Genomic DNA, 25,550 nt, shown 5'->3' on the forward strand with positions numbered 1-25,550 from the left:
GGGGACTTGGGAAGCAGGGCGAGTGGCCCCGGCTGGAATCGAACCAGCGGCCTGCGGTAGGCGGTACACCGTGGCCCGGCACACGCCCAGCCGCTCCGCGACTTCCCGGACTGTCAGCAGCCGCCCAAGATCGTTGGCTGACGGCGTCTGGGTGGAGCCCAGCAGCAAGATAGCAGCAAAATCCTTGGTGTCCTCGCGTACCGGATGGGACGGCTGGACAGGCCCGGCTTCAGAAACCCGAGTATTTACCAAGGGTTGTGAACCGCTGATAACCCCTGGGCGCTCCCCAGCCTTGGTTCGGGACCAAGGGGTCGCAGGTTCAAATCCTGTCTCCCCGACCATCAAAGAAAAGGCCCTGGAGTTTCGCGGACAACCGCGATGACTCCAGGGCCTTGTCTTTTCAGACGCCGATCTCTCCTCGGACCCGCCCAAACTGGACGATGTTTCCGGGAACCAGGGGCACGCTGTTGCCGGTCAGCACATCGGCGGTGCTCCCATCGGGTCGCGTGAGGGTCCACCGCTCCTGTGAGAGGTTGCGCAGCCCCCACTGGGAAGGGTCGTTCGGCTTCTGGACGACCTCAGCGACGGGCTGCCCGAAGTCGAAGTCTTCTCCGAGGTGATGCGCGAAGAGTCGGGTGTCGTGGTTCAACATCACCACGGCCCCGTCAATCCGCAGGCGCGGCGGCAGGGAGAGCGCTCTCTGGCACCGCCAGCAGGAGCGGGACTGTCCCGCCCGCAGCCACCGGACATCATAGAAGCACTGCGCGCGGCAGCTCTGGCAGTAGAGCAGCGCATCCCTCGCCCGCGCGAACTCCTTCCGCCACTGGCTCTCCATCACCCGCCGACGCGGATCATGCAGCCCCTCGGTGAAGGATTGGAGGAACAGCTTCTGGATTCCTTCGGGGTACAAGGGGTGGAAGAGCTCTGGATTGTCATGGAGCCCTGGGACGGGCCGATTCGAGGCATCCGAGGGGTCGAAGATGTAGACGGGCTCCTTCCCGTAGAGCACGTTCATCGCCGGCAGATCGAGGCAGCGGATCCGTGCCTCCCGCGCGCCATCGAGCGGATGCCCTCCCATGAGCAGGTAGAAAAGCAGGACCGCGAGTGAGTAGCGATCGGTATCCGCGGACGCGGAGAGTTCCCCTCGCACCACCTCGGGCGCCATGAACCGCGGCGTCCCTAGGACGCCCGCGGGCGCTGCCCCCGAGATGTCCACGTTGTCGTTGTCGCAGATGCGGACGTCTCCCGTGTTTGGATCGAAGAAGACGTTCCCGAAGGAGATGTCCCGATAACAGAGCCCCTTCACATGGAGTTGGAAGAAGCCATCCGCCAGTTGCAGCCCCGCGGTGAGAAGGGCCCGGAACGTCGGATCCACCCGTCTCGCCATGAGGTCCTCGAAAGGACGGAAGCGCGGCTCGCGGAGTTCCATGATGTAGCCGAAGGAATTCCCCGCGGACTCCACCAGCTCCAATGGCCAGAGGAAGTAGGGGGCGGGGGGGCCTCTGTGGATCAACTGCTTGATGATTGCCCGCTGGTCGGCGGTGGCGGACTGCGCGTGGTAGCGCTTGAGCGCGAACGACTTGCTGTCCACCTCGACCAGATGGACCTCGCCCTGGCCTCCGGCTCCGAGCTGCCGCTGCACCTTGATCGGCCGTCCGGAGGTCGTCGTCCAACCTGTCTTGTTCGCCTGCATGGTTCACTCCTTCCTATGAGATCCTGGCCGCTGTGTTGCCCGGCACCGCCGGCATCAGATGGACCAGCCCCAGGGTGATGTCGTCCCCGCTACCCTGTGTGGTGACCTGCTCGAGGATCTCCGGTAGTTCGGCGATCACGGCTTCGAATCCCCGCTCGCGAACCCGGGCCAGGTAGTCCGGGCCCATCCGCTCGAACACTTCGTCACTCTCGTAGGAGTTCGCGTAACCGTCCGTGGCCAGCAGCAGCAGGGTCTCCTCCGCCAGGGGAGGGTGGACGGCCACATGAATGAAGCGCCAGGCCCGCGGGCTGCACAAAGAGGCCGTCTCGTTGGCGAAGTGGAGGGGATCCTTCTCGAGCACTCGGGAGACCTGGCCCTCCGCGTCGACCCGCAGGATGTCCCCGTCACCCAGCTGCAGGTACAGCACGAACTCGGGTGCCACGAGCACGGCGAGCAGCGTGGTCCCATGGTCTCGCAGCGCTTCGTCGCCACGGCCGTCGGCCTCGAGGACCCGCCGCGTCCACTCCTGGACGAGCTGACAGCCGAAAGGCTCCAGGGCCAGCTCGCGGACGGCCCCCAGCCGTCCCCGGAGCCCTGGCTCGAGAGCCTGATGGAAGTTCAGGAGCCACTCGACGGCCACACGCACGGCGAGCGAGGCCCCCTCCCCACCACGTGGACTGCTGCCGTGCCCATCCGCGACGGCCAGCGCCAGGACGCCCGAACGACGCTCCCAGCACAGTGCGTCCTGGCACGGCCTCTTCGCACGCAGGTGATTGGCTCCGGCCACGGAGCGGCCGTCCGCCCTGAGCTCACCAGACATCATTGGCGCTCGTTGGATCCGCGGACGGGAGCGGGACCGCGGGCAGGGGCACGTTGACCCCATTCGCGAGACGCGCCTGGCTCGCCGGCGCGGAGGCTGCCTGGAGCACGGCGGTGGAGGCCCACCGGATGTACTTCACCAGCATCTCCGGGGTGTTCGCCTGGAGCGGCTTCAGCTCGGGATGGGCCATGAACCGCTCGAGCACCTCCCGGTTGGCCTCTTCCCCAATGGCGATCGCGAGGCGCACCGCCTTCTTGCCCCAGGGCTGCTCCATCAGCACCTTCAGACCGCTCGCGAAATCATCCGTTGGCTCACCATCGCTCAAGAGCACGAGCACGGGAGGCAGGGCGCGCTCGGTCATGGGCGGGGTCTTCAGGGCATCCGCCACCAGCACCATGGCCTTTCCCATGTCCGTGGAGCCATCGGCGGACAGGTCCTGCCACTGGAAGTCCTCCACCTTCGTGGGCTGGGAGACGTGCCACTGGGCCCCTGTCGCGAAGCGGACCGCGCGCACGAGCACCTGCGCGTTGGGGTTGGCGAGGGACACCTCTCGCATGTGCGGAAGCGCCTCTTTGATGGCGGAGTTGAGCGTCTGGATCTTGCTGCCGCTCATGGAACCCGAGCCGTCGGCAATGAAGATGAAGTGCAACGGCCGCGCGGAGATCGGTCCTCCAGGAAGGTTGGACATCGTCAGGATTCCTCGATGAGGCAAGAGTTGCGTTCAGGGTTGGACTTCGTTCGAGACGACGAGCTGGGCTCGGAGCCGCTGCGCGGCCGCGAGGGCCCGCTTCACCTGGGGCCAACTGCTCACGGACAGATAGCGCTTCCCACCGTGCTCCAACAGCGCGCCGATCTCCGGCAGGGGCTCGTTCGGGATGGGCGGGGGACGCGGAGTCCCCTCCTTGCGTGGGGCCTGGACCCGCCGTGGCGAAGGCTGGAACTGGAAGGGCGTGTCGAGGGCCCGTCCACACGCTTCGAGCCGTGCGTCGATGTCCGGGACCCTCTTGTCCAGGGAGGCAACCTCCGCGCGCAGCGCCTTCTCCCGAGCAGCGAGTTCCGACAGACGTGCATCGGAGAGCGATTCGAAGCGGACTTCTTCGGGGACGAAGACCGCTTCGGCGGCCTGCCGCTGCCGGGCTTCCTCTCCCCTCAAACGTTTGCGCTTCTCTTCCAGCGAATGGCGCTCACGGCCCCAGCCTTTGCGCTCGTCCTTGTTCGCGGAATCTCCCGCGGTGCGGAGCTTCTCCTCGAGTGCCGCCAGTTGCTCGTCCACCTGGGGGAGCTCCGTGGCGAGTTCCACCAGACGGGACTGGGCGCGCTCAACCCGCGCGTCATGCTCGGCGCGCGCGATCTCCATCCCCAGCGCCCGCCGCTCCTCGGCGAGTGCCCCGAGCGCGTCGCGCTTCTCCCCAAGCGCTCGCAGGAGCTCCGCGCGCTCCGATTGGAGCTTCTCCCGCTCCGCTGTCGCCTCCCCGATGCGGAGGTCGTATTCCCGCCGCTGTGCCTCCTCCTCGAGGCGACGCTCCTCCTCCTCGATGGTCGTGCGGCAGTGCTTCTCGAGCGCCTCGACAGCGTCCTCCTGGGCGGAGAGCTTCTCGACGAGCCCTGGCGCCTCCTCGGGCCGCTTCGAGAGCGGCTGCTCGGCGATCTCATCGAGCGTCTGCCGCAGACGCTTTCGTCGGCTCCGGACCTCTCCCCACTGGGAGACCAGGTTGGCGAGCCGTGTCAGCAGGCCCTCGTCGGCCTCCTCCCGCTCCAGCTTCTCCAGACGCGCGCGCAGCCGTTCCACCCGGTCACGGACATAGTCATCCAGCTGCTCCCATTGCCGGCAGAGCTCGGCCTGACGGGCCCCCGTGGGCGCACGAGGCGGAACGACCCGCCACTGGTATCGGATCCGGCGGGACAGCTCCCCGGGCTCCGGCCACGAAGCGGGACGCACCTCTTCCATCGACATCAGCTCCTGGGCCTGGACGTCACCCAGGTTGACCGGTACCTCGTCATGGACCCGCCGCTCCTCCTGGCTCGCGGCGAGTCGCACCACCCCGCGCACGTCGCGAAGCGCGCGTTTCGGGTGGAAGCGCCAGGCCCCCTGTGCCGCGCACTGCTCCATCACCCGGAGCATGCGGATGGCATCGGGAGCCGCGAACTCCAACCGGAGCCGGTGCGCCCCCTCTTCCAGGGCCAGCGCCATCCGGTTCCGGGTCAGCGCGAGCCGTGGAAGCTGTCGCTCGAACCAGACGATGTCCACCCCACTCGTGGCGAGCGCGGACAACCGGTCGAACCCCTCCGTGGAGGGAGGTGTCACCAACAACCGGGGGGCCCCCTCGATAGGCTCTCCCCCTGGCTCGACCACCACTTCCGCATTGGCCAGCAGCGGGCCGCGAGACGCTCCCCCCGGCTCCAACACGCCACATGCCAGGGGGAGTTGGGAGCCACCCGGTGGAGGAACGGGGGAGGGCAGGCAGGGGCCGAACCGCAGCATGCCGTTCTCATCCGGCAGGGCTTCCCGCGTCGCGTGATGCCAGAAGAGGTGTACGGACGCTTCGAAGAGGCTCCTGGCCTGGGGCTCAGCCAGCGGGATGGCCCAGCCGCGAGCCCCGCTCGGCCTGCCTACCCAGAGCCAGCCGGTACGCCCCTGGTCCACCACGATCCAATCCCCTGGAGGCTCCGCTCCCAGGCGCACCAGGGCCCCCCGCCCACCGCGCTTGAGCAACGCCTGCGCCACCGGGCTGGCGGCCCATTCCGTGGGGCCGCGGACATACGTCCGAATCCCCTCGAGCTGGGAGGCCCAGGCCACCACCTCATCGACGACGGGCGGGCGGCGCGACGTGCAGACCACGATGAGCGAGGTGGCTCCCCGCAGCAGTGCCTGCCAACTCTCTGGTGACTGCTGGTCGAGCGGCACCCAGGGGAGCGCCGGAGCACTCGCGGTCGATGCCGCATCCCGCTCCCAGAGGGCGAGCGTCTTCCCGGAGAGATCGTCTACCCGCTCCTGCTCGAGCGGGACGATGGGGTCGGAGGGCTTCATGTCACGCTCCCTTGGGAGACCAGATCGTACGGCGCGGCGAGCATCCAATAGGCGCGGCGCCGCTTCTCCGCCTCCAGCGCCTGCAGTTGCGTGTCATGAGAGGGGAAGCGCACCCCATGCTCCTCGAGCGGAGAGCCAGTCACGATGTCGCCAAAGAGCTTCTGGGCACGCTCCGTGGAGACGTAGCCTGATTCTCCCACGACGCGCTGGAGGAGCAGCGCCTCCGCCCAGCGCTGGGCCTGCACCGTGCTCGACGGACCCACCGGCACCTCGAGCACCTCCACGTTCTGGAACTCCCCTCGTTCGGGCACAGTCACCCGCGGATAGCGCAGGACGCGCTGGAAGGGATGACCGCCCGTTCCACGTCCGGGGTCCCCGTCGTAGTCCATGGCGATCCGTCCCTTTCGTGCATCCCAACGCCGATCCCACGAGGCGAAGAGCGCGAGCGTGTCGAGCTCCGCCACCTGCTCGGGAGGCGTACTGAAGCGCACGCGCTTGTTCCCATCCGGCTCCGGGGAGAGGGAGCCCTCCAGGCTCCAGTCATTGCTCCCGGAGCGCAGGTCGATCTTCCAGAGGAGCTTGCACGACGGAGCCTCGCTCTGCAGGCAGGAAGCCCCGCCCCTGGGAGGCGCCGGAAGCTCGCGCACACAGAACCGCAGCGCCGGATCGATGACCGAGGTCCAGGGACGTATCGGCTCGGCCCGGAACCACGCGGGGAGGGGCTGGAGGTTGACGCGTGCCGCCGTCGAGCGCTCCCGCCGGAAGTGGAGCAGTCGCTCCCCGAAGCACGGATGCCGTGCGACCCAGAACCGATACAGCCCCTGCTCGGGCACGGGCACCTCGGCTCCCGAGGCACACTGGTGCCCCAGCGCCGTGAGTCGACCCTCCCGGTCACAGAGCAACAGCTCCTCACAGTGCCGCCGCAGGTTGGCGCGGGCCATCTCGGAGAGACCTGGGAGGACCTGGTCCATGGCTTCCGGGGTCAGTGCTCCCTGCTTCGCCGCCGCGCAGAGCAGCCCGAACTCAGGGCGCCGCTCCAGGACGGCCAGCTCGGCCAGGACGGAGATTTCATACACCTTGACTTCGGCTTCGAGCGTCGTTCGCATCGTCCTCAGCCCCGTCCTCGTCTGGAAGGTGACCGCCAGGGTGGCGAGTGCCGCGCCAGCTCCATCAACTCCTCGGTTCCACAGCGGCGCAGGTAGTAGTCGCGATTTCCGAGCAGCACCAACAGATGACGGGCACGGGTGATCGCGACGTTGAGCCGGTTCGGGCTGTTGAGAAACCCCACCCGTTCCGTATTGCGCAGGGAGAGCAGCACGAGATCCGCCTCGCGGCCCTGGAAACGGTCCACCGTGCCGCAGGAGAGCTCGGCCGCCGGATGCTCGAAGCGCGTGGAGCTGTCACGCTGGCCGGTCAGCTCCCGAAGCATGTCCCTGATCGCCCCCTCCTGCCGCACGTAGAAGGCGAGGCACGCCACCTCCCAGCGCCTGTCGGACCGCGGATGCACCCGCGCCCAGGCGAGGAAGAGCTCGAGCACGTCCCTCATCGCCTTGACCTCGTCTGGGTTGGCGCCCTCGCGCTCCCTTCCGCGGACATCGACCCAGGAGCGCCTCGACGGCAGGCCCGGTTCGAAGCTCCAGCCATTCCGCTGCTCCCGACCCTCCAGGGTGTTCGCGTCCTGCAAGGCCTGCCGCTCATAGAAGAGTTCACGCGGGAGCGCGGAGATCTCCGGGTGCATGCGGTGCTGGTAGGTCAGCAGGACCGCGCGGTCGCGCCAGGCGGGCTTTGGAACACCTTCGGTGAGGGCGCAGTGCCGGCCGGAGCGCTCCGCGCTCGCGCCCTCCTGCACCATCTCCAGAACGCTGCGCAGGCCCACGTCCTGGACGGACTCCACCGCGGCTCGCACCCAGGGTGCCTCCGGCTCCGCATGGGGAAGCAGGAGCCGCAACTCGTCCTCCCGCCGCTGCCGCTCCTGATGCCCACGGGCCGATCCGAGCTCATGGACGCGGATGAGCCTCCAGGCGACCTCCTGGGCCCATGACTGCCGCACCAGGAACCGTCCTTCGTACAGCTCCAACTCCTCGGCCGTGGAGATGCGCTCACCGCGTTCCGAGAGTTCCCGCTGGAGCGTCCCCGCGCGCTGAAGCCATCGCCTGCGGCGGTAGCCGAAAACCCCCGCGTCCTCCACTTCCAGGTGGGAGCGGCACAGGTCTGGGGGAAGCCACCGCTCTACCTCGGGCCACGACGCTCGCTCGACGAGCACCACCCCCGCGGTGAGGAGCCGGAGCGCCGTGGCCCCTCCCTTCATGAGCTCGGAGACGGACAGCTCCTGGTACCCCGGTTCCCGGGCGCGTGCCCGTCCCATGACGAGCCGGAGCACGTCCAACCCCTTTACATCGGATGCCGACGCGCGCCGGACCCACTCCCGGTGGAAGCAGTCCAGGGTGCTCGAATCCTCGACCAGCAGCCAGCGCGTCTGCGTCCTCACCAAGGTCGGGCGCGTGAGTCGCTGGATGAGCAGGCACGCCCGTTGATGTGATGGGGAGAAGCGTTGGTCCTGCTCATTGGAGACGTCCTGCAGCCCCGCCTCGAGTTCTCCTCGCTCATTGAACGGAGGCAGCTGGCGCACGTCGCCGACGAGAATCCATCGGCGCGCGAGGAGCGCGGGGACCAGGAACTCCTGGAACGGGGTCTTGCTCGTCTCGTCGAGGATGAGCGTGTCGAAGAGAGGACCCCGGGTGGGAGCCCGTCCACCCTCGCCGCCGTGAAGGGAGGGATGGTTGATGATTCCATTCGTCGTCCCACACGTGAAGTTGACGGAGGCGAGCACGGTACGGCCCGCCATGTCCTGCAGTTCTTCCTGACCGAAACGCGCGAACGAAGGGTCCTCGCGCCATTGCTCCACCAGCATCTCGATGCGCGTATCGAGCTGGCGGGACAGCACGGAGGGGTCGACCCGGTCGGCCCGGCCGATCCGGACCGCCTCGACCTGGGGATACTTCGTGCTGTCCAGCCGTTCGAGCACGTTGTCCACGGCGACATTGGTGGTCGAGCAGAGCAGCACCCGCTCGCCTCGTGCGATGAGCTGTAGCACGAGCTCGCAGATGGCATGGGTCTTCCCCGAGCCCGGAGGCCCTTCGAGGAACGCGAAGTCGGGCGTCCCCAGGGCCTTCGCGACGAACTCGCGCTGCGCGGACGTCCCACTCCATCGCTCGTCCTGGAGCACGTACCAGGAGGCCACCGGCTCGGGCCGCACGGGCTCCCAGCGCACCTTCGTCGGGTCCTCCACGAGGCGCAGCAGGCCTCGGTGGTGGGGCAGGGGCTCATTCCTCAGCGTCTCCACCGCGGAGCGCTGTCGCCGGAGCTGGCGGACGTCCACGGGGAGGTGCAGCAGCGTTCTCTTGGGAGGCAGGCGCTCCAGCAGGAGCTGGTAGGTGCCGCGATCGAAGTCCAGCACCCGGAAGACATGCTCCGGGTCGGCGCGAGGTTGGGTACGTACCGAGGAAATCTTCTCCTCGCAGAACGCCACTCGCGGATCGACGAGCATATCCGCCTCGACTTCCTCGGGAGGCAGGAGCTGGACCCAGGTGCCCTTCTTGGGCCGCCGCCCCCGACCCCGGACGGGCTCCCAGGCGAAGCGCACGCCATTGTCACCGACCAGCACTCCTTCCGCCGGCAGCGACGGCACATCCAACTCCAGCCTTCCGTGCCAGGGCCATTGCGCTCCCGCGCTGTCCTGGAGGAGCAGCAGCCCCTCCGTGACCTCGACACCGCGAGCCTCGACAACCCGCCCCGCCGCATCGAGCAGCTTCGCCACGGACTCCCCCTCGATGACGAGGCGCACCCGCCCTTCATGGGGCTTCCTGTCGCGGATGGGGAGTGGCCGCCCGGAATCATCGTGGAGCGCCTCCACCCCCTCCTGGTCCGAGATGGGATGGCACTGGCAGGGCTGCCCACACCAATAGACGTTGTCCTTCGGCCCCAGGGACTCATCGTCCACGGTGATGAGCGGGCCCTCCGGCGAGAACTCCACGCTCTGGACGGCCACGAGCTTGTTCCGGCTGACCACCATCAACGGAAGCGACACATCCGGCTTCACGTTCTCGGGCCAGGGAGTCACCCGAAATCGAGTGGGCCGGGGCTCCAGCTCGAACACGCTGTCGAGCGCACGCAGACGGATGCGTGGCGGCTCCTCCGCCACCTTCCAAGGGACCTTGGACCGGATCTGCCGCCGCTCCGCGGATTCGATCGCCGCTTTGAGATAGTTCGAGAAGGGGCGCAGGTTGTCGGCCGCCTGTCCCTGGAGCGCCTGGGCGACACGATCGGGAGCCAGCGCCGCGAAGTGCAAGGCTTTCATGGGCTCAACGGAACTAGCGCTTGCCCTTGCCAGGCGGATTGGAAGGCCGGGGGCCGCCGGGCGCGTTGCTGGGATCCTTGGGGTTGTTACGACGTGAGTGCTCGTCGAGGGCCTTCTGGTGCTTGGTGCTGGTGGGGTTGAGGGTCTCGGACCGCTCATCGTTGGACTTCTGCTCGCTGCTCTTGTCTCCCATGGTTGTCTCCTGGGGTGGGCCCACTCAGGAATGAGTGGGCGGGGTGGACTGTGAGACTTCACGCATCGTGGGGCGCCGCGAGGGATTCTTGTCGAGCATCCGGGCGATGAGTTCCCGGGTGCTCGCGGGCACGCGCCCTTCGAGTTGGTCGAGTGGCGGCTGCTCGAACAGATGGAAGAACATCAGGTCCTTCTGTTGCGCCGCGATGAAGGGGAGCCGGCCGGTCAACATCTGGAACAGCAGCACGCCGAGCGCATAGACATCCACCTGGGCGTCCACACCCTTGGAGTGGATCCACTGCTCGGGTGCCATGTAGTCCCACGTCCCAATCAGGGTGCCGCTGCCCGTGGAGACGGGCTTCGCGGAGGGCGCCTGGGTCTCTGGACGCGCCTTGGCGAGGCCGAGATCGGCCAGCTTCACGTCCCACCCGCAGCCGCTCTCAGGGGACAGCAGCACGTTGGAGGGTTTCAGATCCCGGTGGATGATGCCGTGCGTGTGCAGTGCATCCAGCGCCTCCGCGAGCTGTCCGGCCACCTGCATCGCCGTCTGCGGTGGGAGGGGCTCCGCGGCGTGGGATATCGCCTGGTGGAGATCCACCGGCAGCCACTCCAGCACCGTATAGGGGACTCCCTCGGGCAGGTCCCCACAGGCGAAGACCCGCACGAGGTGTGCATGGCTCAGCGACAGGAGCGTGTGCCCCTCGTTGCGGAACCGGGCCACCAGCTCCTCGTGCTCACACAGCTCCGGAGACAGGACCTTCACCGCCACGCGGAGCCCGCTGGCCAGGTGGCGGCCCTCGTACACTTCGCTCATCGCGCCAGTCGCCACATGGCGGACCAGCTCGTAGTCACCAACGCGAGACCTGGGGGACAGCAGGGGCATGTCGGACTCCTGGCGAAGGGGGGCGCTACTTCTTGGAAGCCGTGGGGCGGAGGGCTCGCAGCCGCTCAATCCAATGGAGCATGTCGCGGAGTTCGTCCGCGCACTCGGGGTGCGCCGCGAGGAAGGCTTCCGGCTCGGGGGGGGGACCCGAGTCGCACAGCCGGAGGTACGCCATGAAGGTGTCCGCCGCATCGTCCAGAGGCGGGGCCTTCCGGGCCGCTCCCGGGCTTGCTTGGGAGGACTCCTTCGTCCACTCCTTGACCTGCGCCACGCCCCGGTGCAGCAGTCCGGCCACGGACAATGGCGTCTTGTTCATGAGCCTGGCGACCTCGGCGACCGGAAGATCCTTCACGTAGCGGAGGAGGATGGCCTCGCGCTGATCCTCCGGGAGCTTGAAGAGGCACGCGAACAGCGTGTGCCACTCCTCCCGGTCCGCGGTGACCTGGCTCGGGCTCGTGTTCCGAGAGGCAACCTCCTCGGCCTCCTCGCTGTCCAGGGACACCAGGCCGTCGGGAGCGTCCCGTTTCAGGGTCCGCGCGGCCCGGAGCGACTGGGTCATGTGGCTGTTGAAGACCTTCTTGAGCCAGCCGAACCACTCCCCCGCGGTGCTCCCCCGGAAAGTGGGGAAGGCGAGCAGCACGCGCTCCGAGATCGCTTGCGAGATGTCCGAGAGGCGGGCGTCGCCAGGGGCGCTTCGGGCAAGGCGCCTGATGGCCCACGAGTCGAGCGTCTTCCTGCTGCGGCGGAAGAGTTCGTTGAAGGCACTCTTCTCTCCAGCACGCGCACGCTGGAGGAGTTCCTCGAAGGACAGCTCTGGCGGCAGGTCGTGGCTCATTCGGTCATTTCTGGGGAAACTGGTCACCGAAGGCACGCTGGAGGGACGCGGGACCCTGTGTCTTCCGAGCCTCCTCCAACCAGCCGCTGAGCTTCTCGAGCCGGCCCCGGAATTCGATCATCTGCTGAGCGCTCATGGGCGCTAGCACGTCATCATTCGGTGCGTAGGGGAACTGCAAGGACAGCCGGGGCGTGTGGCGTCCGCTCCCCGCATCCCACACGTTCTGGAAGTTCTGGTGGAGCTGGGTCACGAGCGCGGCGGTCGCCGCGAGGTCGTCATAGGCGATTCCCTCCTGGGTTTGGGCACGCACGGGCCTGAACCATTTGTACGCGGCAATGGTGAGACTCAACCCCGTGGGCGCGGCGCGCCCTTCACTGGAGAAGTGAACGTCCTTCCACCGCTTCAGGTAGCGGATGACGCGGCGGAACTGGTAGCCCTCCTCACCACTGAAACGACTCTCGAGCGCCTTGATGAAACCCTGGCGATCATCCACCTGCCATTTTCTCAGCTCCGCCTGGGCGTGCTCCTTGCCAAGCGCGAGGCGCAAGGTGCCCCGCGAGTCTCGCGCCATGACCGCCAGGTCCACGTGGTACTTGGGCTCGCCTCCCTGCTGGTAGTTCACCGTGATGCAGGGCCGGCGCCAGTCCACGCTGGCGGTGTGGCCCTTCACGGCCTGATACACCCAGCCCTTGACGGCCACGGGATCGAACTGCTGGTAGTCGACGTCGAAGACAAGTCCGATGTCGATGTCATAGTCGTAGTCGCGATTGATGGGCTTGACCCCCGTGCCCATGGCGTAGCTGCCCTGATTGAAGAACTCGAAGGTCCTCGGACGCAACTTGTCGCGAAGCCTCTCGAGGATGGTGTCGCGCTTCTGGCGAAGCTCCGCGCTCTCGCTGTAGTTCTTGAGCTGGATGGTGTCGTGGAACTGCCTGAACAGGGTCTGCAATGGCATGGCTCGCACCTCGGGAACTCAGCGCACCGTCTGCTCGAAAGCGCCCATCAGGGCGTCTCGAATCTTCTCTCCATCGCGCTCGCGCACCCCTCTCAGCAGTGCATCGATCGAAAAGTCGGGGCGCGGCCCGTGCCGGTGCAGCTGGCCCTGGTGATAGGCCGCGAACTCGGGAGCCCTGACGTGTCGGGGATCAAGTGAGTAGTAGACGCGCCCCTCATGGGCGGAGATGGTGGGACCCGCCAACTCCAGGATGGGACGCTGGGAGAGCACGGAGAGGGCGTCCTCGAGCGTGTCTCCGTTACCGCGTGAAGCCAGCCGCTCCAGCAGCAGGTATTGCCAGTACCAGAGGAGGTAGCGATTGAGCCGCCGGATCTGGATCTCCCGGAGTGGGGCGCCGTCATCGAAAGCCCACATGCACTCGGTGGCGAGGCGTACCAGATTCTTGAAGAAGACCGGCGCGTCCCGGACCTCCTGTGGATTCTGGGAGAGCGTCAGCGCGTATTCGTGGAGCATCGCCCATACGTCGGCCTGGAAGTCGATCTCCTCGAGCACCTTGGGGAATCGACCAATCTCCTGGCTCGAGGTCCGGGTGAGGGTCTGCGGTCCCCGGTGGGCCAGCTCGTGCAACACCAGCATGCGCAGGGCGCGCTCCCGGTCGTGCTTCTCGGGAAGCCTGCGCGCGAGCCGGGCCAGCCACTGATCGTCGATCTGCCAGGCGTTCTGAGACGGGGCGAGGCGGAAGGTGTCCTGGACGGAACGCGTGGCCACCTCCACCGTCGTCCTGGACACCGGTGTGGCGCAGAGCGGCGGCAGGTGCTTCCACTGCGCGGTGAAGTCCGGATGCTCCTTCCCCAACAGCCCCTTGAGCCAGCTCTGTTTCGAGGACGACCTGCCCCGCTCCGCCAGACCCTTCATCCGTTCGAGGTCTCGCGCCAACTGCTCGCGGTCGGCGGTGGCCCGCGCCAGCTCCGCCTCGGTGAGAGGCACGGGCGGGGGGCTCGGCGGCGAGTTCACCACCACCGCGGGCAGATGGTACGGCCCGCCCTGCGCGTTCCTCATGTACTGATACGTCTGCACGGGCGGGTGCATCGTCTTGCTGATCTGCGCGCCGAGCAGGAAGGCCATGCCCGGCTGCACCGAGGCGAACAGGTGGATCCGGTGGATGCCCTGAAACCGGTTGCCGATGTCGTCCAGCACGGACCGGAAGGCCCGGGCCACCTCCTGCATCTCCTCTACTCGGGAGAACCCATCCTCCGAGGGGTGCTCCAGTGCGAGGTCGACTTCATAGAGGGCATCCGGCACGGCCTTGCGCGTCACCAGGGGATCGACGCGGTGCGAGGTCGACACCCGGATGACCACCTCCCCGGACGTGCGGTCCCGATCGGCGGGCAGTGCGTCCGGGATGAGGCGCGCGGGTGGCTTTCCTGGCTCGGTCACCCAGGCCCAACGCCGCTGGGTATGGTGATGGGGGATGATCGTTACCTGCTGCCACGTCTCGCACAGGAACCCCAACTGGACGGCGAGCGGGATGGGGGCCGAGCCGAAATAGACGAGCTGGTAGTCGGGATGTTTGTGGCGCAGGGGCGCCACCTCGGCCTGGAAGCGCTCCTCGAGCGTGCGCTGGGCCGTGCTCCAGTCCTGGGTGTGGAGCGCCTCCCGGGCCACCTCCGCCATGTCGAGCTCCACCACCGGGTGGTGGAGCGCCCTGTAGGGCTCGGGCAGCGCCTCGATCATCCGCGCCGGCTCGATGCGCAGCTGTTCAGGTTGGGAGAGGAGGATGAGCCCCTTGGGAAGTGATTCCGTCATCACTTTTAATAGAGGCCATCCGCTGACGAATCATTCGCGGCCCCTGATTTTTTCCGGGCACCCCTCGTTCAGCGCCTGGAAACGAGCGTCTTCGGGGTCCTTGCGCAGGAAGTCGCCTACCAGCGCACATCTTTCCTGCCACAGGACGGATTGGGAGTGGTGAGGTCCCTCGGCGACGGGCGTGACGCGTTCGAGTCCCAGCAGACTCTCGGCCAGGACCAGGGCATAGCGTTTGTTGGATTTCTCGCGCTGATGGAGGAGCTGTCCGTGGGACCGTGCCTTTTTGTAGGACGACTCGGCCGTGGCGGAGTCTCCTTGGCCGGACAGGAGACGAGCGAGCCCAAGCTGGTTTCGGGCCAGCACCATGAGTGCGTGCATGTCTTCTGGATCTTGCTGGCTGACCGAGTCCGCCAGCCGCAGGGCGCTGTCGAAAAGGGCGGGGTCACCGATTGCTTCTGCCTGAACTGCGCGCGCCTCGGCCAGCAAGGCCTCATTATAAGAGCCAGGGTTCTGCTCCAGGAGCTTGATGGCGGTGTTGTACGATAACACGGCATCCTTGATGCGGTCGGATCTACGCTCCACGTCGGCTCGCTCCAGGAAACTCGTTGCGCACGTCCGCCGATGATCCTCCGACTCAAGAGGTGAAGACTCGCAGCCGAAGAGTTCGAGGGCCTGGTTGAAATGCCCACGGGCTTCTTCCAAGGCTCCTCCAAGTGCCAGGACGACCTTGCCTTGCTTCGAGTGGTTCAGCCCTAGGAGGAAGCGCAGGTCGGGGTTGTTGGCGTCAAGCGCCAGCCCGCGTTCAATCAAGTCCTGCGCCTCCTTGAAGTGGCTCTGGGCTTTAGCCAGTGTCCCTTTATCAATGGCGACATCGCCTTGCCGTTGACGGTTTTCGATGTTGGCCCGGAGCACCTGGATACTTTCATCCTCCTTGAGGAGAGCCTCGGCCTGCGCCCCGGACTCTTCGAGGTCCCGTGGGCGATCATCCTGGGGATCGGCACGTCTGCTGCGTTGCCAGTCCTTCGACACGGATGCCTTCGTATTGTTGACGACCTGTTGAACCGCGGTCTGGGCCAGGCGCTTCTCTTGGAGGGCCCAGACCGTTGTCACCAGGAGGGCCCCCGCCGCCAGGAGGCTCCCGAGGCCCAAGGCCCAGCGATTCCGGGTCCGCCGCCGGTCGTTGCTCCGCGCCGCATCGAGGAAGCGCACCGCGCGCTCACTGAGCTTGCGTGTCTGAGTCCCTCGCGGAGACAGGATGCCAGCAGACTGGAGATAGTGAGCGAGCAGCGTCCCCGTGGGCAGGTCTTTCGTCGAACAACGCGACTGCTCCCACGAGTGCGCGGCCGCTTCCAGGTCCGAGAGCCGCTCGAGCACCGTGCGCTCGTGTTCGATCCACTGCACGAGGGAAGGGACCTGGTGGAGCAGGGTCTCATGAATCAGATCGACCCGTTGCCCGGAGGGCTCCGGCTCCCCCGATACCATGATGAGCCGGAGTGACTCCAAGCGCAGCAACACCTCCTCGGCCAAGGCATCGCCTCCCGCCGCCGCGAGAACCTCCTGCCGGGTCCGAGAGCGTCGGAGGGGGGGCATGCCACGACTGACCTGCACCAGGTCGAGCAGGATCTTCTTCGCGCGCTCGTGGCCTTCCACGCTCAAGCTGCCGAGGAGCGACTCGGCCTGCCGCGCCAGCGCCCCGCCGACCCCGCCCAGTCGCGCATAGTGCTCGGACGTCAGGACCGCGCCGCCTCGCGACTCCCAGAGTCCCCGGAGCGCGTGGCCGAGCAACGGCAGTCCATGGCCCTCGTTCGAGGCATCACGGACCATCAACTCCGGAAGCCCTGCGGACAGCCGCAGTCCCGCCCGCTGGGCCAGTCCCTGGATGACCCGCGTCAGCGTCGCGCCGTCCATGGGCCGCAGGTTGTAGCGAGCCGCCTCGTTGAGGTGACGCGCGAGGCGAGGCAGTTGCTCCAGGCGGTGGATGAGGTCGCCGCGCAGGGTGGTGAGCAGTCGCAACGGACTGTCGGGCGCGACAAGCGCGGCGGAGAGCGCCGCATCCAGCCACCGCCGCTCCGCTTCGCCGAGCGTGAAGAGTTCCTCCAGGGGATCGATCACGCACAGGGCCTGGCACCCGCCGGGCGTATGGGCTGTCAGCAGGAGTCGGAGTGCTTCGGGATCCGCGCGCAACGCCTCCTCGAGCGCTGCGGGAGTGCGGTCGAGTCCCGTCTCCGCATACGCCGCATGGAGCGCCAGGGCGAGGCCCTGCTGTGGCGAGGAGGAAGGCCTTGGGTGGATGAGTAACCACCGGGGTGCCTCCGGCGACGCCTGCGCCTTCAACCGGGGGAGCAGCCCGGCCTGGACCAGTGAGGATTTACCGGTCCCCCCAGGGCCTTCGAGCTGCACCCACCGCTGGCGGCCCGTCCGTGATGCGTTGAGCAAACCGAGCAGGGAGTCGATCTCCTCCTCCCGACCCAGCAGGAGCCTGGCCTGTGCCTCCGAAAAGGCCGCGAGGCCGGGCAGGGGACATTCCTCCTCGCCGTCCGTCCAGGACTGGCCGAGCCGCTCCCGGCAGTGACGCATGTCGGGCCGTGCCGCGGGCTCCTTGGCCAGCATGGAGGCGATGAAGGCGCAAAGTGCCCGTGGCGTGGTGGGTGCGAACTCGTGGAGGGAGGGGGGGTCGTGCTTGAGGTGCATGGCCAGCACCGCGTTCGGCTCGTCCGAGTCGAACGGCGGCTTGCCCGCCAACAGTTCGAAGAGCATGACCCCCAACGCGTAGACATCCGCTTGGCCATCGACGAGGGCTGGATTCTGGAACTGCTCGGGCGCCATGTACGTCGTGGTGCCGAGGAAGGCGGGGGCCTGGGTCTGAACGTGGGTGTCGGCCTGGCCGCCCGTCGCAGAGGACGGCACCTTGGCGATGCCGAAGTCCAGGAGCTTGAGCCGGTAGCCCGAGGGGCTCTCCTCGTCGTGGCACAGGAAGACGTTCTCGGGCTTCAGGTCCCGGTGGACGATCTTCTCGGCGTGGACATCCACCATCACCTGCGAGATCCGCCATGCGAGTCGCAGGGCTTCCTCCTGGGGGAGGGGCCCCGATTCGCGGCGCATCCGCTCGCGCAGGGTCATGCCCTGAAGCAGCTCCATCTCGAGGAAGACGGTGCCCTCGTCGAACTTGCCGCAGTCCAGGACACGGACGATTCCTGGATGCTGGAGCCGTTGTAGGGTCCGGCCCTCTTGAAGGAAGCGGGCGACAATCTGCGGATCCCTGGCCTCCTCGGGCAGGAGAAGCTTGAGCGCCACTTCCCGTTCCGAGTGCTCGCGGACAGCGGCGAACACTTCCGCCATGCCGCCACGGCCCACCAGACGCCTCAACTGGTAGGGGCCTATCGATGTGCCTGCACGCTCCATGGACCGGGATCTAGCGCAGCGCGAATCCAGGACCGCAACCCCCCCCGGCTCCGGTCTGTTGGGGAGCCAGGGGGCAACCCGCTCCCCGTGGGCTACCCGACGGCGGGCTGGACCTCGACCGCGCCCGCGGGAGCGGCCCCGGACGTCTGGGGCCGGTAGCTGAGCAGCCGGAGCGCGTTGGCGACCACCAGGAGCGTGCTGCCCTCGTGGAGCACCACGGCCTGGCTGATCTGCGTGAGCCCCAGGACCGCGGCGATGATGAGCACGCCGCTGACGCCAAGCGAGATCACCAGGTTCTGCCGCATCACCGAGGTCGCCTTGCGGGCGAGCCCCAGCGCGAAGGGCAGCTTGGACAGGTCGTCGCTCATCAGCACCACGTCGGCGGTCTCGAGCGCGGCGTCCGAGCCGGCTCCGCCCATGGCCACACCCACCGCGGCGGCGGCGAGCGCCGGGGCATCGTTCACCCCGTCGCCGACCATCGCCACCGCGCGCTCCTTGCCGAGCTCACGGACGGCGGTGACCTTGTCGGCGGGCATCAGCGGCGCGCGCGCCTCGTCGAGCCCCACCTGCGCGGCGATCGCCTTGGCCACTCGCGAGTTGTCGCCCGAGAGCATCACCGTGCGCTCGATGCCGGCCTGCTTGAGGGACTGGATGACGTGGTGGGCCCCGGTGCGGACGGTGTCCGCCACGCCGAGCACCCCGAGGTAGCGCCCCGACCTGCGCACCACCATCGTGGTCTGCCCCGCCTCCTCCAGCTTGCGCACCTCCGCGGAGATCTCCTCCGGAATACTCTCTCCCTCGAAGAGCGCCAGGCTGCCGACCGCCACCGGCTCCTCGCCAATCTTCGCGAGGATGCCCTTGCCGTGGATGGCCTCGAGGTCCTTGCCCGCGGGGGCCTGGAGGCGCTGCTCGGTCGCCGCGTCCACCACCGCGCGCGCGAGCGGGTGCGCGGAGAGCGACTCGACCGCCGCGGCGGTGCCGAGCAACTCCACGCGGGTCACGCCCTGGGCCGGCGCCGTGGTGAGCAGCTTGGGCCGCCCCACCGTGAGGGTACCCGTCTTGTCGAAGGCGATCGCCCGGACGCCGCCGAGCAGCTCCAGGTAGATGCCTCCCTTGACCAGCACACCGCCTCGCGCCGCCGCCGCCACCGCGGACAGCACGGCGGAGGGCGTGGAGATGGCCAGCGCGCACGGCGAGGCCGCGACGAGCAGCGACACCGCCCGAAGCACGGCCTCCTTGACGGGAACGCCCATCAGCACGAGCACCACCGGGAACACCACCGCGCCAATCATCACCAGGGGCGCGAAGGTGCGCTCCAGCCGCTGGGCGAAGCGCTGGTTCGGGCCCTTCTGGGCCTCGGCCTGCGCCACCATGTCCACCACGCGCGCGAGCACCGAGTCGGAGGAGAGGCGGGTGACCTCCACCTCCAGCATCGTCTCGCAGTTGATGGTGCCGGAGAACACCTCGTCGCCCGGCTTCTTGGGCACGGGGATGGACTCGCCGGTGATGGCCGCCTGCTCCAGCGAGCTCTTGCCCTCGCGGATGGTGCCATCGAGCGGAACGCGGTCTCCGGGGCGCACGATGATGCGCTCGCCCACCTTGACCTCGCCCACCGGGACCTCGACGACGTCGTTCCCACGCCGGACCCGCGCCACCTCGGGGCGCAGCTCGGCGAGCGACTCGATCGACCGGCGCGCGCGCTCCATCGCCCGGTGCTCCAGCGCATGACCCGCGCTGAAGAGGAAGAGGAGGAAGGCGCCCTCGAACCAGGCACCGAGTACCGCCGCGCCGAGCGCCGCCACCACCATCATCGTCTCGATGTCGATGCGGAGCTGGGCGATGGACTGCACGGAGCCACGGATGGCGAAGAAGCCGCCGCTCGCCATGGACAGGCCCCACACGATGATGGGGACCAGGGCGGGGACCGGGGCGAAGCGCTCCAGCAGCCAGCCCGCCACGAGCAGCACGCCGGAGACCACCACCAGCGGCAGCTCCAGCAGGGGCGCCAGACCGCCGCCGTGCGCGTGGTGCGAGCAGACGTGCCCCGCGGTGGGCACCTCCAGCCCGTACCCGAGCGACTTCACCCGGGCCTCCGCGTCGGACAGCGTGAGCTCCTCGCTGTCGTACTCGATGACGAGGCGCTCGCTCGCGTAGGCCACGCTCGCGGACAGGACGCCCTTCATCCGGCTGACGGCGTGCTCGATGACCATCGCCGCGTCGGCCGAGTCCATCCCCCGCACGAACCAGGTGTGGTGCTTGTAGCGCTTGGCCACCTGGGCGCCCGTGCTCTGCGCGAGCTCGATCAGGTGCGCGGCACTCACCAGCGCGGGCTGATAATGGATGCAGATCTCGGCGTAGCCCGCGTCGCGCCGGAGGTGGACGTCGGAGATGCCGCGTTGCGACTCGAGGGCCGCCTCCAGCTTCTGGAAGCGACCCGCGTCGTCCGTCTCACCCGGGAGCGCGCCCTCCAGGTCGAGCTGGAGCGCCACTCCACCACCCTCCGCGGGCCGGTGGCCGGGCGGGCGGATCCGCTTGGGCCGGGGGTGGTGGTGGTCATGACCATGGTCGTGATCATGGTCATGGTTGCAGCCGGGACCGTGCACGTGCTTCTCGGCGTGCTCGTGCGCATGGCCATGGTCATGGTGCTCGTGACCATGGTCGTGCTTGCAGTTCGGCCCGTGCACGTGCTTCTCGCCGGGCGCATGGGCCTTGAACCCGGTCAGTCCAGCGATCCGGACGATCTTCTTCTGCTGCGACATGACGCTCCTAGTGACCGTGACCGCGGTGCCGACGGGCGGGGGCGGGGGCACTCACCGGCTCGGGTGCGTGGTCCTCCTCCTCCTCCTCGTGGTGATCCTCGTCCTCGTGCTCCTCGGGGATCGTCTGGGTGAACTTCTGACCCGCGACCTCGAGGGTGAAGGCCTTGCACGTGGCCGGTACGTCGAACTCCAGCACGGCCGGGAGCCGACCCTCGTACGTCTTGAGGATCTTCCCCTGCTCGTCGGTGATGGTGCCGCCAGCGGCGACCGTCATGGTCTCGTCCACCAGCACGGCCACCAGCTCCGCCATCTCCTCCATCCGATCGGCGATGCGGTGGCACCACAGGTGGCCCACCCCCGGATAGGTCTCGTGCGAGATGGACTCCATCTGCTCTTCATCCACCTGGTCACCCACCCCGACGAACACGAAGTTCATCCGGGGCAGGCGGCCCGCCGCGATCTCCTTGGCCACCTGCGTGGCGTAGGCCATCACGTCCTTGCTGTCGTTGATCTGCGAGTCGGTGATCATCACCGCCAGGCCGCGCCTGGCGCCGATCTGCACCTGCTGCTTCATGTGGGCCACGAAGTCACGTAGCACCGGGAGCATCACCGTCGCCTTCCCGTAGAAGCGCGGGCCGGGAAAACGGTAGTCCTTCGCCTGCGGACCGGTGAGGTCGCCGACCTCCTCGATCTGGCTCCCATCCCCCGTCGCCCAGTAGGCGACGCGCACCTTGCCGTCACGGTCCTTGTTGGCGAGGTACTCGAGCATCCACCGCATCTGCGGCTCGACCAGGTTCTTCACCGGGGCGAGCTTGGCGAGGATGCCGCGCGGGCCGTACTCGTCCTCCATGCTCGCCGACCCATCCATGTACAGGGCGACGTCGAGCCCCTCCACGGTCGGATCATGCAGCAGCGTGGCGGTGACCTTGTTGCCGATGCGGTGAACGTCCGAGAACGGCTTCGCGATGACTTCGTGGCCAGCCATCAGTGATGGTCCTCCTCATCCTCGTCGTGGTGATCCTCGTCCGGCAGCGGCTGGGTGTAGCGCTGGCCGTTGACCTCGAGGGTGAAGCTCTCGGCGCCTTCGGGAATGTCGAACTCGAGCACCGCCGGCAGGCGACCCTCGTAGCTCTTCAGAATCTTGCCCTTGTCGTCGTAGATGGTGCCGCCGGCCGCGACGGTCATCGTCTCGTCCACCAGCACGGCCACCAGCTCCGCGACCTGGGTGATCTCCTGGGCGATGCGGTGGCACCACAGGTGCCCCACGCCCGGGTACTCCTCGTGCGCGATGTCCTCGAGCTGCTCCTCGTCGATGTTGTCACCGACGCCCACCAGCACGAAGTTGATGCGCGGCAGACGGCCGGCGCTGATCTCCTTCGCCACCTCGGCCGAGAACGCCTTCACCTCGTCCGGGTCGTGCAGCTTGCCGTCGGTGACGATGACGGCGCACCCGCGCCGCGCACCCTGGCCAACCTGCGCCTTGAGGTACTTCACGTAGTCCCTGAGTGCCGGCGTCAGGTTCGTGTAGTTCCCGAGCTTCTGGGCTCCAGGGAACTTGTACGACTTGACGTCCACGCCCTTGAGCTCGCCGACGACCTCCACGTCCTTGCCGCTGGCGCCACAGGCCCAGTAGGCGACGCGCAGCAGGCCGTTGCGATCCTTCGTGGCCAGGTACTCGAGCATCCACTGCACCTGGGGCTCGACCTGGTTCGACGCCTCCTTCTGGGGGGCGCCGCGCAGCCACTCCACGAACGTGCGCGAGGGCTGCGTGTAATCGTACTCGTCCTTCATGCTCCCGGACGCGTCCATGTAGATGGCCATGTCCAGACCCTCGACGGTGGGATCGTGCAGCAGCACCGCGCGCACCTTCCCATCCTCGAGGTGGAGATCCGAAAACGGCTCGACCGGCTTTTCGTGTCCCATCGTTCCCCTTTCAATTCAAAGGAGGCAGACGCTATCGCTCAGCAGGTAACGATCGCAACCCGCTCAGTCCTCGAAATCGGACATCCAATCCGGCTTCTTCGCGGGATCCGGCGCTGGAGCGGTTGACTCGCGGCGCTTGGGCGCGGGGGGCGCGGAGGACGGACGAGGTGCCGGGGACGAACCCGAAGCGAAGTCGGCCATCCAGTCAGAGGAGGCGGACGCCGGCTTGGGCGCGGGAGTCGCCTGCCTGGGTGAGGGGCTGGACTTCGAGCCGGTGAGCTTCGCTTTCGCGCCGCCCGTGCGTGTATGTGCGTCCAGGAAGTCCTTCATCCAGTCGTTCGGACGCGCGGGCGCGGGAGGCGGGCGGGGCGGAATCACCCGGGGGGCCGGGGACGGAGCGGCGAGGGACGGAGCGGGTCCCACCCGCGGAGAGGCGCTGTTGCCAGGGCGGACCAGCGCGCGGAGCGCACGCTCTGTCTCACTGGGCCAGCCAGGGAGTGCGTCGAGGGCACGGCGGGCCAGCTCGAGGAACTCGGGCGTCGCGGCCTCGCGGGGGACCTTCACCTTCTCCGCGCGCAGCCACTCGGCGAGCTTGTTCACCAGGCCCGGGTGGTTGCGCCGCAGCGTGGCCACGTCGCCCTTCACCTCGTAGCCGCGCGTCTCCAGCTCCGCGATGGCCATGATGCGGCTGGGCACGGGCAGGTCCAGCTCGGCGAGCGCCTTGGGGCCCTTGTGCTCGCGGGCATTCTCCTGGAGCTGGGTGAGCACGTCGTGGAGGATGTTCGCCACGAGCAGATCATTCGCGGCGTTGTGGGTCTGCATCTCGGCGGCGACCGCGGGGTAGGCCAGCACCAGCCCACGGCCCTCGGCGATGCGCTCGGCCCGGTCTCCGGGCAGCAGCGCGTGGTAGCTGCGCGGCGCCGTCTTGCTCTCGGGATCCTGTACGTAGTGGAAGGCGTCGGCCACGCCATGCACCAGCCCGGCGAGCACGTCCCCTCGCGTCACCGTGAGCTGGCCCGGCACGCGCGTGGGCGAGGTGCTCGGCCAGGGACCCACCAGCGTTCCGTAGAGGTACACCGGGTCGTTGACCCCCTCCGCGTCCGCCGGGTTCTCCACGAGCTCCACCGAGAAGAAGTACAGCTCCGAGGCGGTGATCCGCCGGGGCGTCCGGCCGGAGGCGAGCTCATGGTGCGTGAGCTGAGCCTTGATGGAGGCCGGGAGCAGATCGCGCTCGCTCGCCGGCAGGGCGACCAGGTTGCCCCCCACGTCGGTGCACATGATCCACTCGGGCTCGAGGACGTGGGGGCCTTCCAGGCGGAACGCGTCCACCGCGTGTACCAGCAGGGTCGGGTCGGGTCGGACGGACTCGACCGGGCTCTCGGCATGGGGAACGAAGTAGCGGGGATGGCTCACGGAGGGGTGCAAGGGTTGCCCAACGGCGCAAGGCGATCAAGAGCCCGGCATGGTTCTGGGACACAGCCCTTCCAGACGGTCACCGGAGCCACCAGGTACATGCACTACCGGTATTGTAATTTGTAGAGGCTGGTTTGCGTGGGAAACATCCCGCTCCCGTAGCGGTTGCCCCATCCCGGAATGACCTCGTCCTCTCCAACTTCCCGCCCTCGTTCCTCGCTGGCTCGCTCGACCCTCATCCAGATGGGCGTGCGCATTGGCATCCTCATCGCCCTGACCACGCTCGTCAGCTACCTGCACATGTTCCGCACGCTGCGCCAGGAAGCCATCCAGCAACTGGCGCAACATGTGGCGGAGCGCAGCCAGCGGGAGCAGGCCATCTTCCTGCTGGCGGAGGACAATCACGCCTTCCTCCAGAAGGCCCTGGCGGAGCGCATCCAGGCCTGGAGCCAGCAGGACCCGAATCCGCGCTTCGACAGCCTGGTCACCCAGATGCCGGATGGCACCGTCCGCTCCCGCGCCGAGGGCTTCGACGGGACGAGGATGGCGGGCATCTTCGTCCCCCCAGGCGTGAAGCTCGATACGGAACTCCGCCGCCGCATCCTCGCCGCCTACGACGTCCTCACTCAGTACGGGCCCGCCATCACCATCCGCTTCACGGATGCCTACATCACCCTGGTGGAGGGACCGGTCATCACGTTCTGGCCCACGAGGCCCAACTGGGCCCTGGACCTCCCGACGGACGACCCGACGCTCCAGTACGAGTACTACACCATCACCACTCCCGAGAAGAACCCGGGGCGGCGCACGGCCTGGACCGGCAGCTACCTGTATCCCCCCACTCAGAGCTGGCTGGTCACGGCGAACACCCCGCTGGATTTGGAGGGGCGCCACGTCGCGTCGTTCTCCCATGACGTCCTGCTGGATGAGCTGATGGTCCGCTCCATCAACGACCATCTGCCCGGAGCCTACAACCTGCTCGTGCGTGATGACGGCCAGCTCATCGCTCATCCCGAGCTGGACATGCGGGGCGCCAACATGGGCTACGACATCCTGGGCACCGCTGCGCAGCCCGGTGGGGTCCCCCCGCGGCTCGCTTCCGAAGAGGCGCGGGCCCATCTGCGGAGCCTCTTCGAGAAGGTGAGGAACCGCCCGCCCGGCGAAGGACTCCTGGAGCTCCCCGAGTATGGCGAGTACATCGCCGTGGCCCGGCTGAAGGGGCCGGGGTGGAACTTCGTCACGGTACTGCCCGAGGGCGTGGTGTCCGCGGCCGCCTTGAGGTCGGCGCGCTATGTGCTGCTGTTCGGCGTGGCGTCGCTGCTGCTGGAACTCGTCATCATGTACTGGGTGCTCCAGAAGCAGATCTCCCAACCACTGCTGGCGCTCACCCAGGCCACCCATCGCGTGGCGGCCGGGGACTTCCAGGTGGCGCTGGACAGCTCGCGTGAGGACGAGCTGGGGCAGCTGGCGGGGGCCTTCCGGAC

The 25,550-nt window shown here is 67.9% G+C and carries 17 protein-coding genes; 1 reads left to right on the forward strand and 16 read right to left on the reverse strand.

The window, feature by feature from the left end; translation table 11 throughout:
- Window positions 1-400 precede the first annotated feature (400 nt).
- The 16 genes from VF794_RS40195 to VF794_RS40270 all read right to left on the reverse strand — a co-directional run bounded on the left by VF794_RS40195 (window position 401) and on the right by VF794_RS40270 (window position 24,066).
- Window positions 401-1,693, reverse strand: a complete 1,293-nt coding sequence (locus tag VF794_RS40195; RefSeq protein WP_331119098.1) for a protein kinase domain-containing protein — start codon at window positions 1,691-1,693, stop codon at window positions 401-403.
- Window positions 1,694-1,706: 13 nt separating this feature from the next.
- On the reverse strand, window positions 1,707-2,513 hold the full coding sequence (locus VF794_RS40200; RefSeq protein ID WP_331119100.1) for a PP2C family serine/threonine-protein phosphatase: 807 nt from the start codon (window positions 2,511-2,513) through the stop codon (window positions 1,707-1,709).
- A complete protein-coding gene (locus VF794_RS40205; protein ID WP_331119102.1) occupies window positions 2,503-3,201 on the reverse strand; it encodes a vWA domain-containing protein in 699 nt (232 codons plus the stop codon). The genes VF794_RS40200 and VF794_RS40205 overlap by 11 nt, the downstream gene beginning before the upstream one ends.
- A gap of 33 nt (window positions 3,202-3,234) precedes the next feature.
- Window positions 3,235-5,541: a hypothetical protein gene (locus VF794_RS40210; RefSeq protein WP_331119104.1), complete on the reverse strand. Its 2,307-nt coding sequence runs from the start codon at window positions 5,539-5,541 to the stop codon at window positions 3,235-3,237.
- Window positions 5,538-6,647 carry a hypothetical protein gene (locus VF794_RS40215; protein ID WP_331119106.1) on the reverse strand — a complete coding sequence of 370 codons (1,110 nt, stop codon included), beginning with the start codon at window positions 6,645-6,647 and terminating at the stop codon, window positions 5,538-5,540. Before VF794_RS40215 ends, VF794_RS40210 begins: the two co-directional genes overlap by 4 nt.
- A 5-nt stretch (window positions 6,648-6,652) precedes the next feature.
- Window positions 6,653-9,898 carry an AAA domain-containing protein gene (locus VF794_RS40220; RefSeq protein WP_331119108.1) on the reverse strand — a complete coding sequence of 1,082 codons (3,246 nt, stop codon included), beginning with the start codon at window positions 9,896-9,898 and terminating at the stop codon, window positions 6,653-6,655.
- A gap of 13 nt (window positions 9,899-9,911) precedes the next feature.
- Window positions 9,912-10,091 (reverse strand): hypothetical protein, encoded by a 180-nt coding sequence (locus tag VF794_RS40225; protein WP_331119110.1) that lies wholly within the window; start codon window positions 10,089-10,091, stop codon window positions 9,912-9,914.
- Window positions 10,092-10,115: 24 nt separating this feature from the next.
- Window positions 10,116-10,973, reverse strand: a complete 858-nt coding sequence (locus VF794_RS40230; protein ID WP_331119112.1) for a serine/threonine-protein kinase — start codon at window positions 10,971-10,973, stop codon at window positions 10,116-10,118.
- A 25-nt stretch (window positions 10,974-10,998) separates the two neighbouring features.
- The gene (locus VF794_RS40235; RefSeq protein WP_331119114.1) at window positions 10,999-11,808 is read right to left on the reverse strand and encodes a sigma-70 family RNA polymerase sigma factor; all 810 of its coding nucleotides are present in this window, start codon (window positions 11,806-11,808) and stop codon (window positions 10,999-11,001) included.
- A gap of 4 nt (window positions 11,809-11,812) precedes the next feature.
- Complete coding sequence (locus VF794_RS40240; RefSeq protein ID WP_331119116.1) at window positions 11,813-12,763, reverse strand: nucleotidyltransferase; 951 nt, start codon at window positions 12,761-12,763, stop codon at window positions 11,813-11,815.
- A gap of 18 nt (window positions 12,764-12,781) precedes the next feature.
- A complete protein-coding gene (locus tag VF794_RS40245; RefSeq protein WP_331119118.1) occupies window positions 12,782-14,569 on the reverse strand; it encodes an SAVED domain-containing protein in 1,788 nt (595 codons plus the stop codon).
- A gap of 30 nt (window positions 14,570-14,599) precedes the next feature.
- Entirely contained in the window at window positions 14,600-17,971 is a 3,372-nt protein-coding gene (locus VF794_RS40250; protein WP_331119120.1) for a protein kinase domain-containing protein, read from the reverse strand.
- Between the two features lie 92 nt (window positions 17,972-18,063).
- Complete coding sequence (locus tag VF794_RS40255) at window positions 18,064-20,730, reverse strand: heavy metal translocating P-type ATPase (RefSeq protein ID WP_331119122.1); 2,667 nt, start codon at window positions 20,728-20,730, stop codon at window positions 18,064-18,066.
- Between the two features lie 7 nt (window positions 20,731-20,737).
- Window positions 20,738-21,715: a vWA domain-containing protein gene (locus tag VF794_RS40260; protein WP_331119124.1), complete on the reverse strand. Its 978-nt coding sequence runs from the start codon at window positions 21,713-21,715 to the stop codon at window positions 20,738-20,740.
- Window positions 21,715-22,653 carry a vWA domain-containing protein gene (locus VF794_RS40265; RefSeq protein ID WP_331119126.1) on the reverse strand — a complete coding sequence of 313 codons (939 nt, stop codon included), beginning with the start codon at window positions 22,651-22,653 and terminating at the stop codon, window positions 21,715-21,717. Before VF794_RS40265 ends, VF794_RS40260 begins: the two co-directional genes overlap by 1 nt.
- A gap of 63 nt (window positions 22,654-22,716) precedes the next feature.
- Window positions 22,717-24,066, reverse strand: a complete 1,350-nt coding sequence (locus VF794_RS40270) for a hypothetical protein (RefSeq protein WP_331119128.1) — start codon at window positions 24,064-24,066, stop codon at window positions 22,717-22,719.
- A gap of 243 nt (window positions 24,067-24,309) precedes the next feature.
- On the opposite strand from VF794_RS40270, the gene VF794_RS40275 reads away from it, so the two are divergent.
- A partial coding sequence (locus VF794_RS40275; RefSeq protein WP_331119130.1) for a HAMP domain-containing protein occupies window positions 24,310-25,550 on the forward strand: 1,241 nt, incomplete at its 3' end.

This window comes from Archangium sp. (assembly GCF_036389735.1).
Taxonomy (GTDB): Bacteria; Myxococcota; Myxococcia; order Myxococcales; family Myxococcaceae; genus Archangium.

Bases quoted from the DNA above. Each gene is read 5' to 3' on its own strand.
- VF794_RS40230 (WP_331119112.1), bottom strand. From the start codon at position 10,973: ATGCCCCTGCTGTCCCCCAGGTCTCGCGTTGGTGACTACGAGCTGGTC.
- VF794_RS40235 (WP_331119114.1), bottom strand. From the start codon at position 11,808: ATGAGCCACGACCTGCCGCCAGAGCTGTCCTTCGAGGAACTCCTCCAG.
- VF794_RS40265 (WP_331119126.1), bottom strand. From the start codon at position 22,653: ATGGGACACGAAAAGCCGGTCGAGCCGTTTTCGGATCTCCACCTCGAG.
- VF794_RS40215 (WP_331119106.1), bottom strand. From the start codon at position 6,647: ATGCGAACGACGCTCGAAGCCGAAGTCAAGGTGTATGAAATCTCCGTC.
- VF794_RS40245 (WP_331119118.1), bottom strand. From the start codon at position 14,569: ATGACGGAATCACTTCCCAAGGGGCTCATCCTCCTCTCCCAACCTGAA.
- VF794_RS40210 (WP_331119104.1), bottom strand. From the start codon at position 5,541: ATGAAGCCCTCCGACCCCATCGTCCCGCTCGAGCAGGAGCGGGTAGAC.
- VF794_RS40220 (WP_331119108.1), bottom strand. From the start codon at position 9,898: ATGAAAGCCTTGCACTTCGCGGCGCTGGCTCCCGATCGTGTCGCCCAG.
- VF794_RS40195 (WP_331119098.1), bottom strand. From the start codon at position 1,693: ATGCAGGCGAACAAGACAGGTTGGACGACGACCTCCGGACGGCCGATC.
- VF794_RS40240 (WP_331119116.1), bottom strand. From the start codon at position 12,763: ATGCCATTGCAGACCCTGTTCAGGCAGTTCCACGACACCATCCAGCTC.
- VF794_RS40260 (WP_331119124.1), bottom strand. From the start codon at position 21,715: ATGGCTGGCCACGAAGTCATCGCGAAGCCGTTCTCGGACGTTCACCGC.
- VF794_RS40225 (WP_331119110.1), bottom strand. From the start codon at position 10,091: ATGGGAGACAAGAGCAGCGAGCAGAAGTCCAACGATGAGCGGTCCGAG.
- VF794_RS40200 (WP_331119100.1), bottom strand. From the start codon at position 2,513: ATGTCTGGTGAGCTCAGGGCGGACGGCCGCTCCGTGGCCGGAGCCAAT.
- VF794_RS40255 (WP_331119122.1), bottom strand. From the start codon at position 20,730: ATGTCGCAGCAGAAGAAGATCGTCCGGATCGCTGGACTGACCGGGTTC.
- VF794_RS40205 (WP_331119102.1), bottom strand. From the start codon at position 3,201: ATGTCCAACCTTCCTGGAGGACCGATCTCCGCGCGGCCGTTGCACTTC.
- VF794_RS40250 (WP_331119120.1), bottom strand. From the start codon at position 17,971: ATGGAGCGTGCAGGCACATCGATAGGCCCCTACCAGTTGAGGCGTCTG.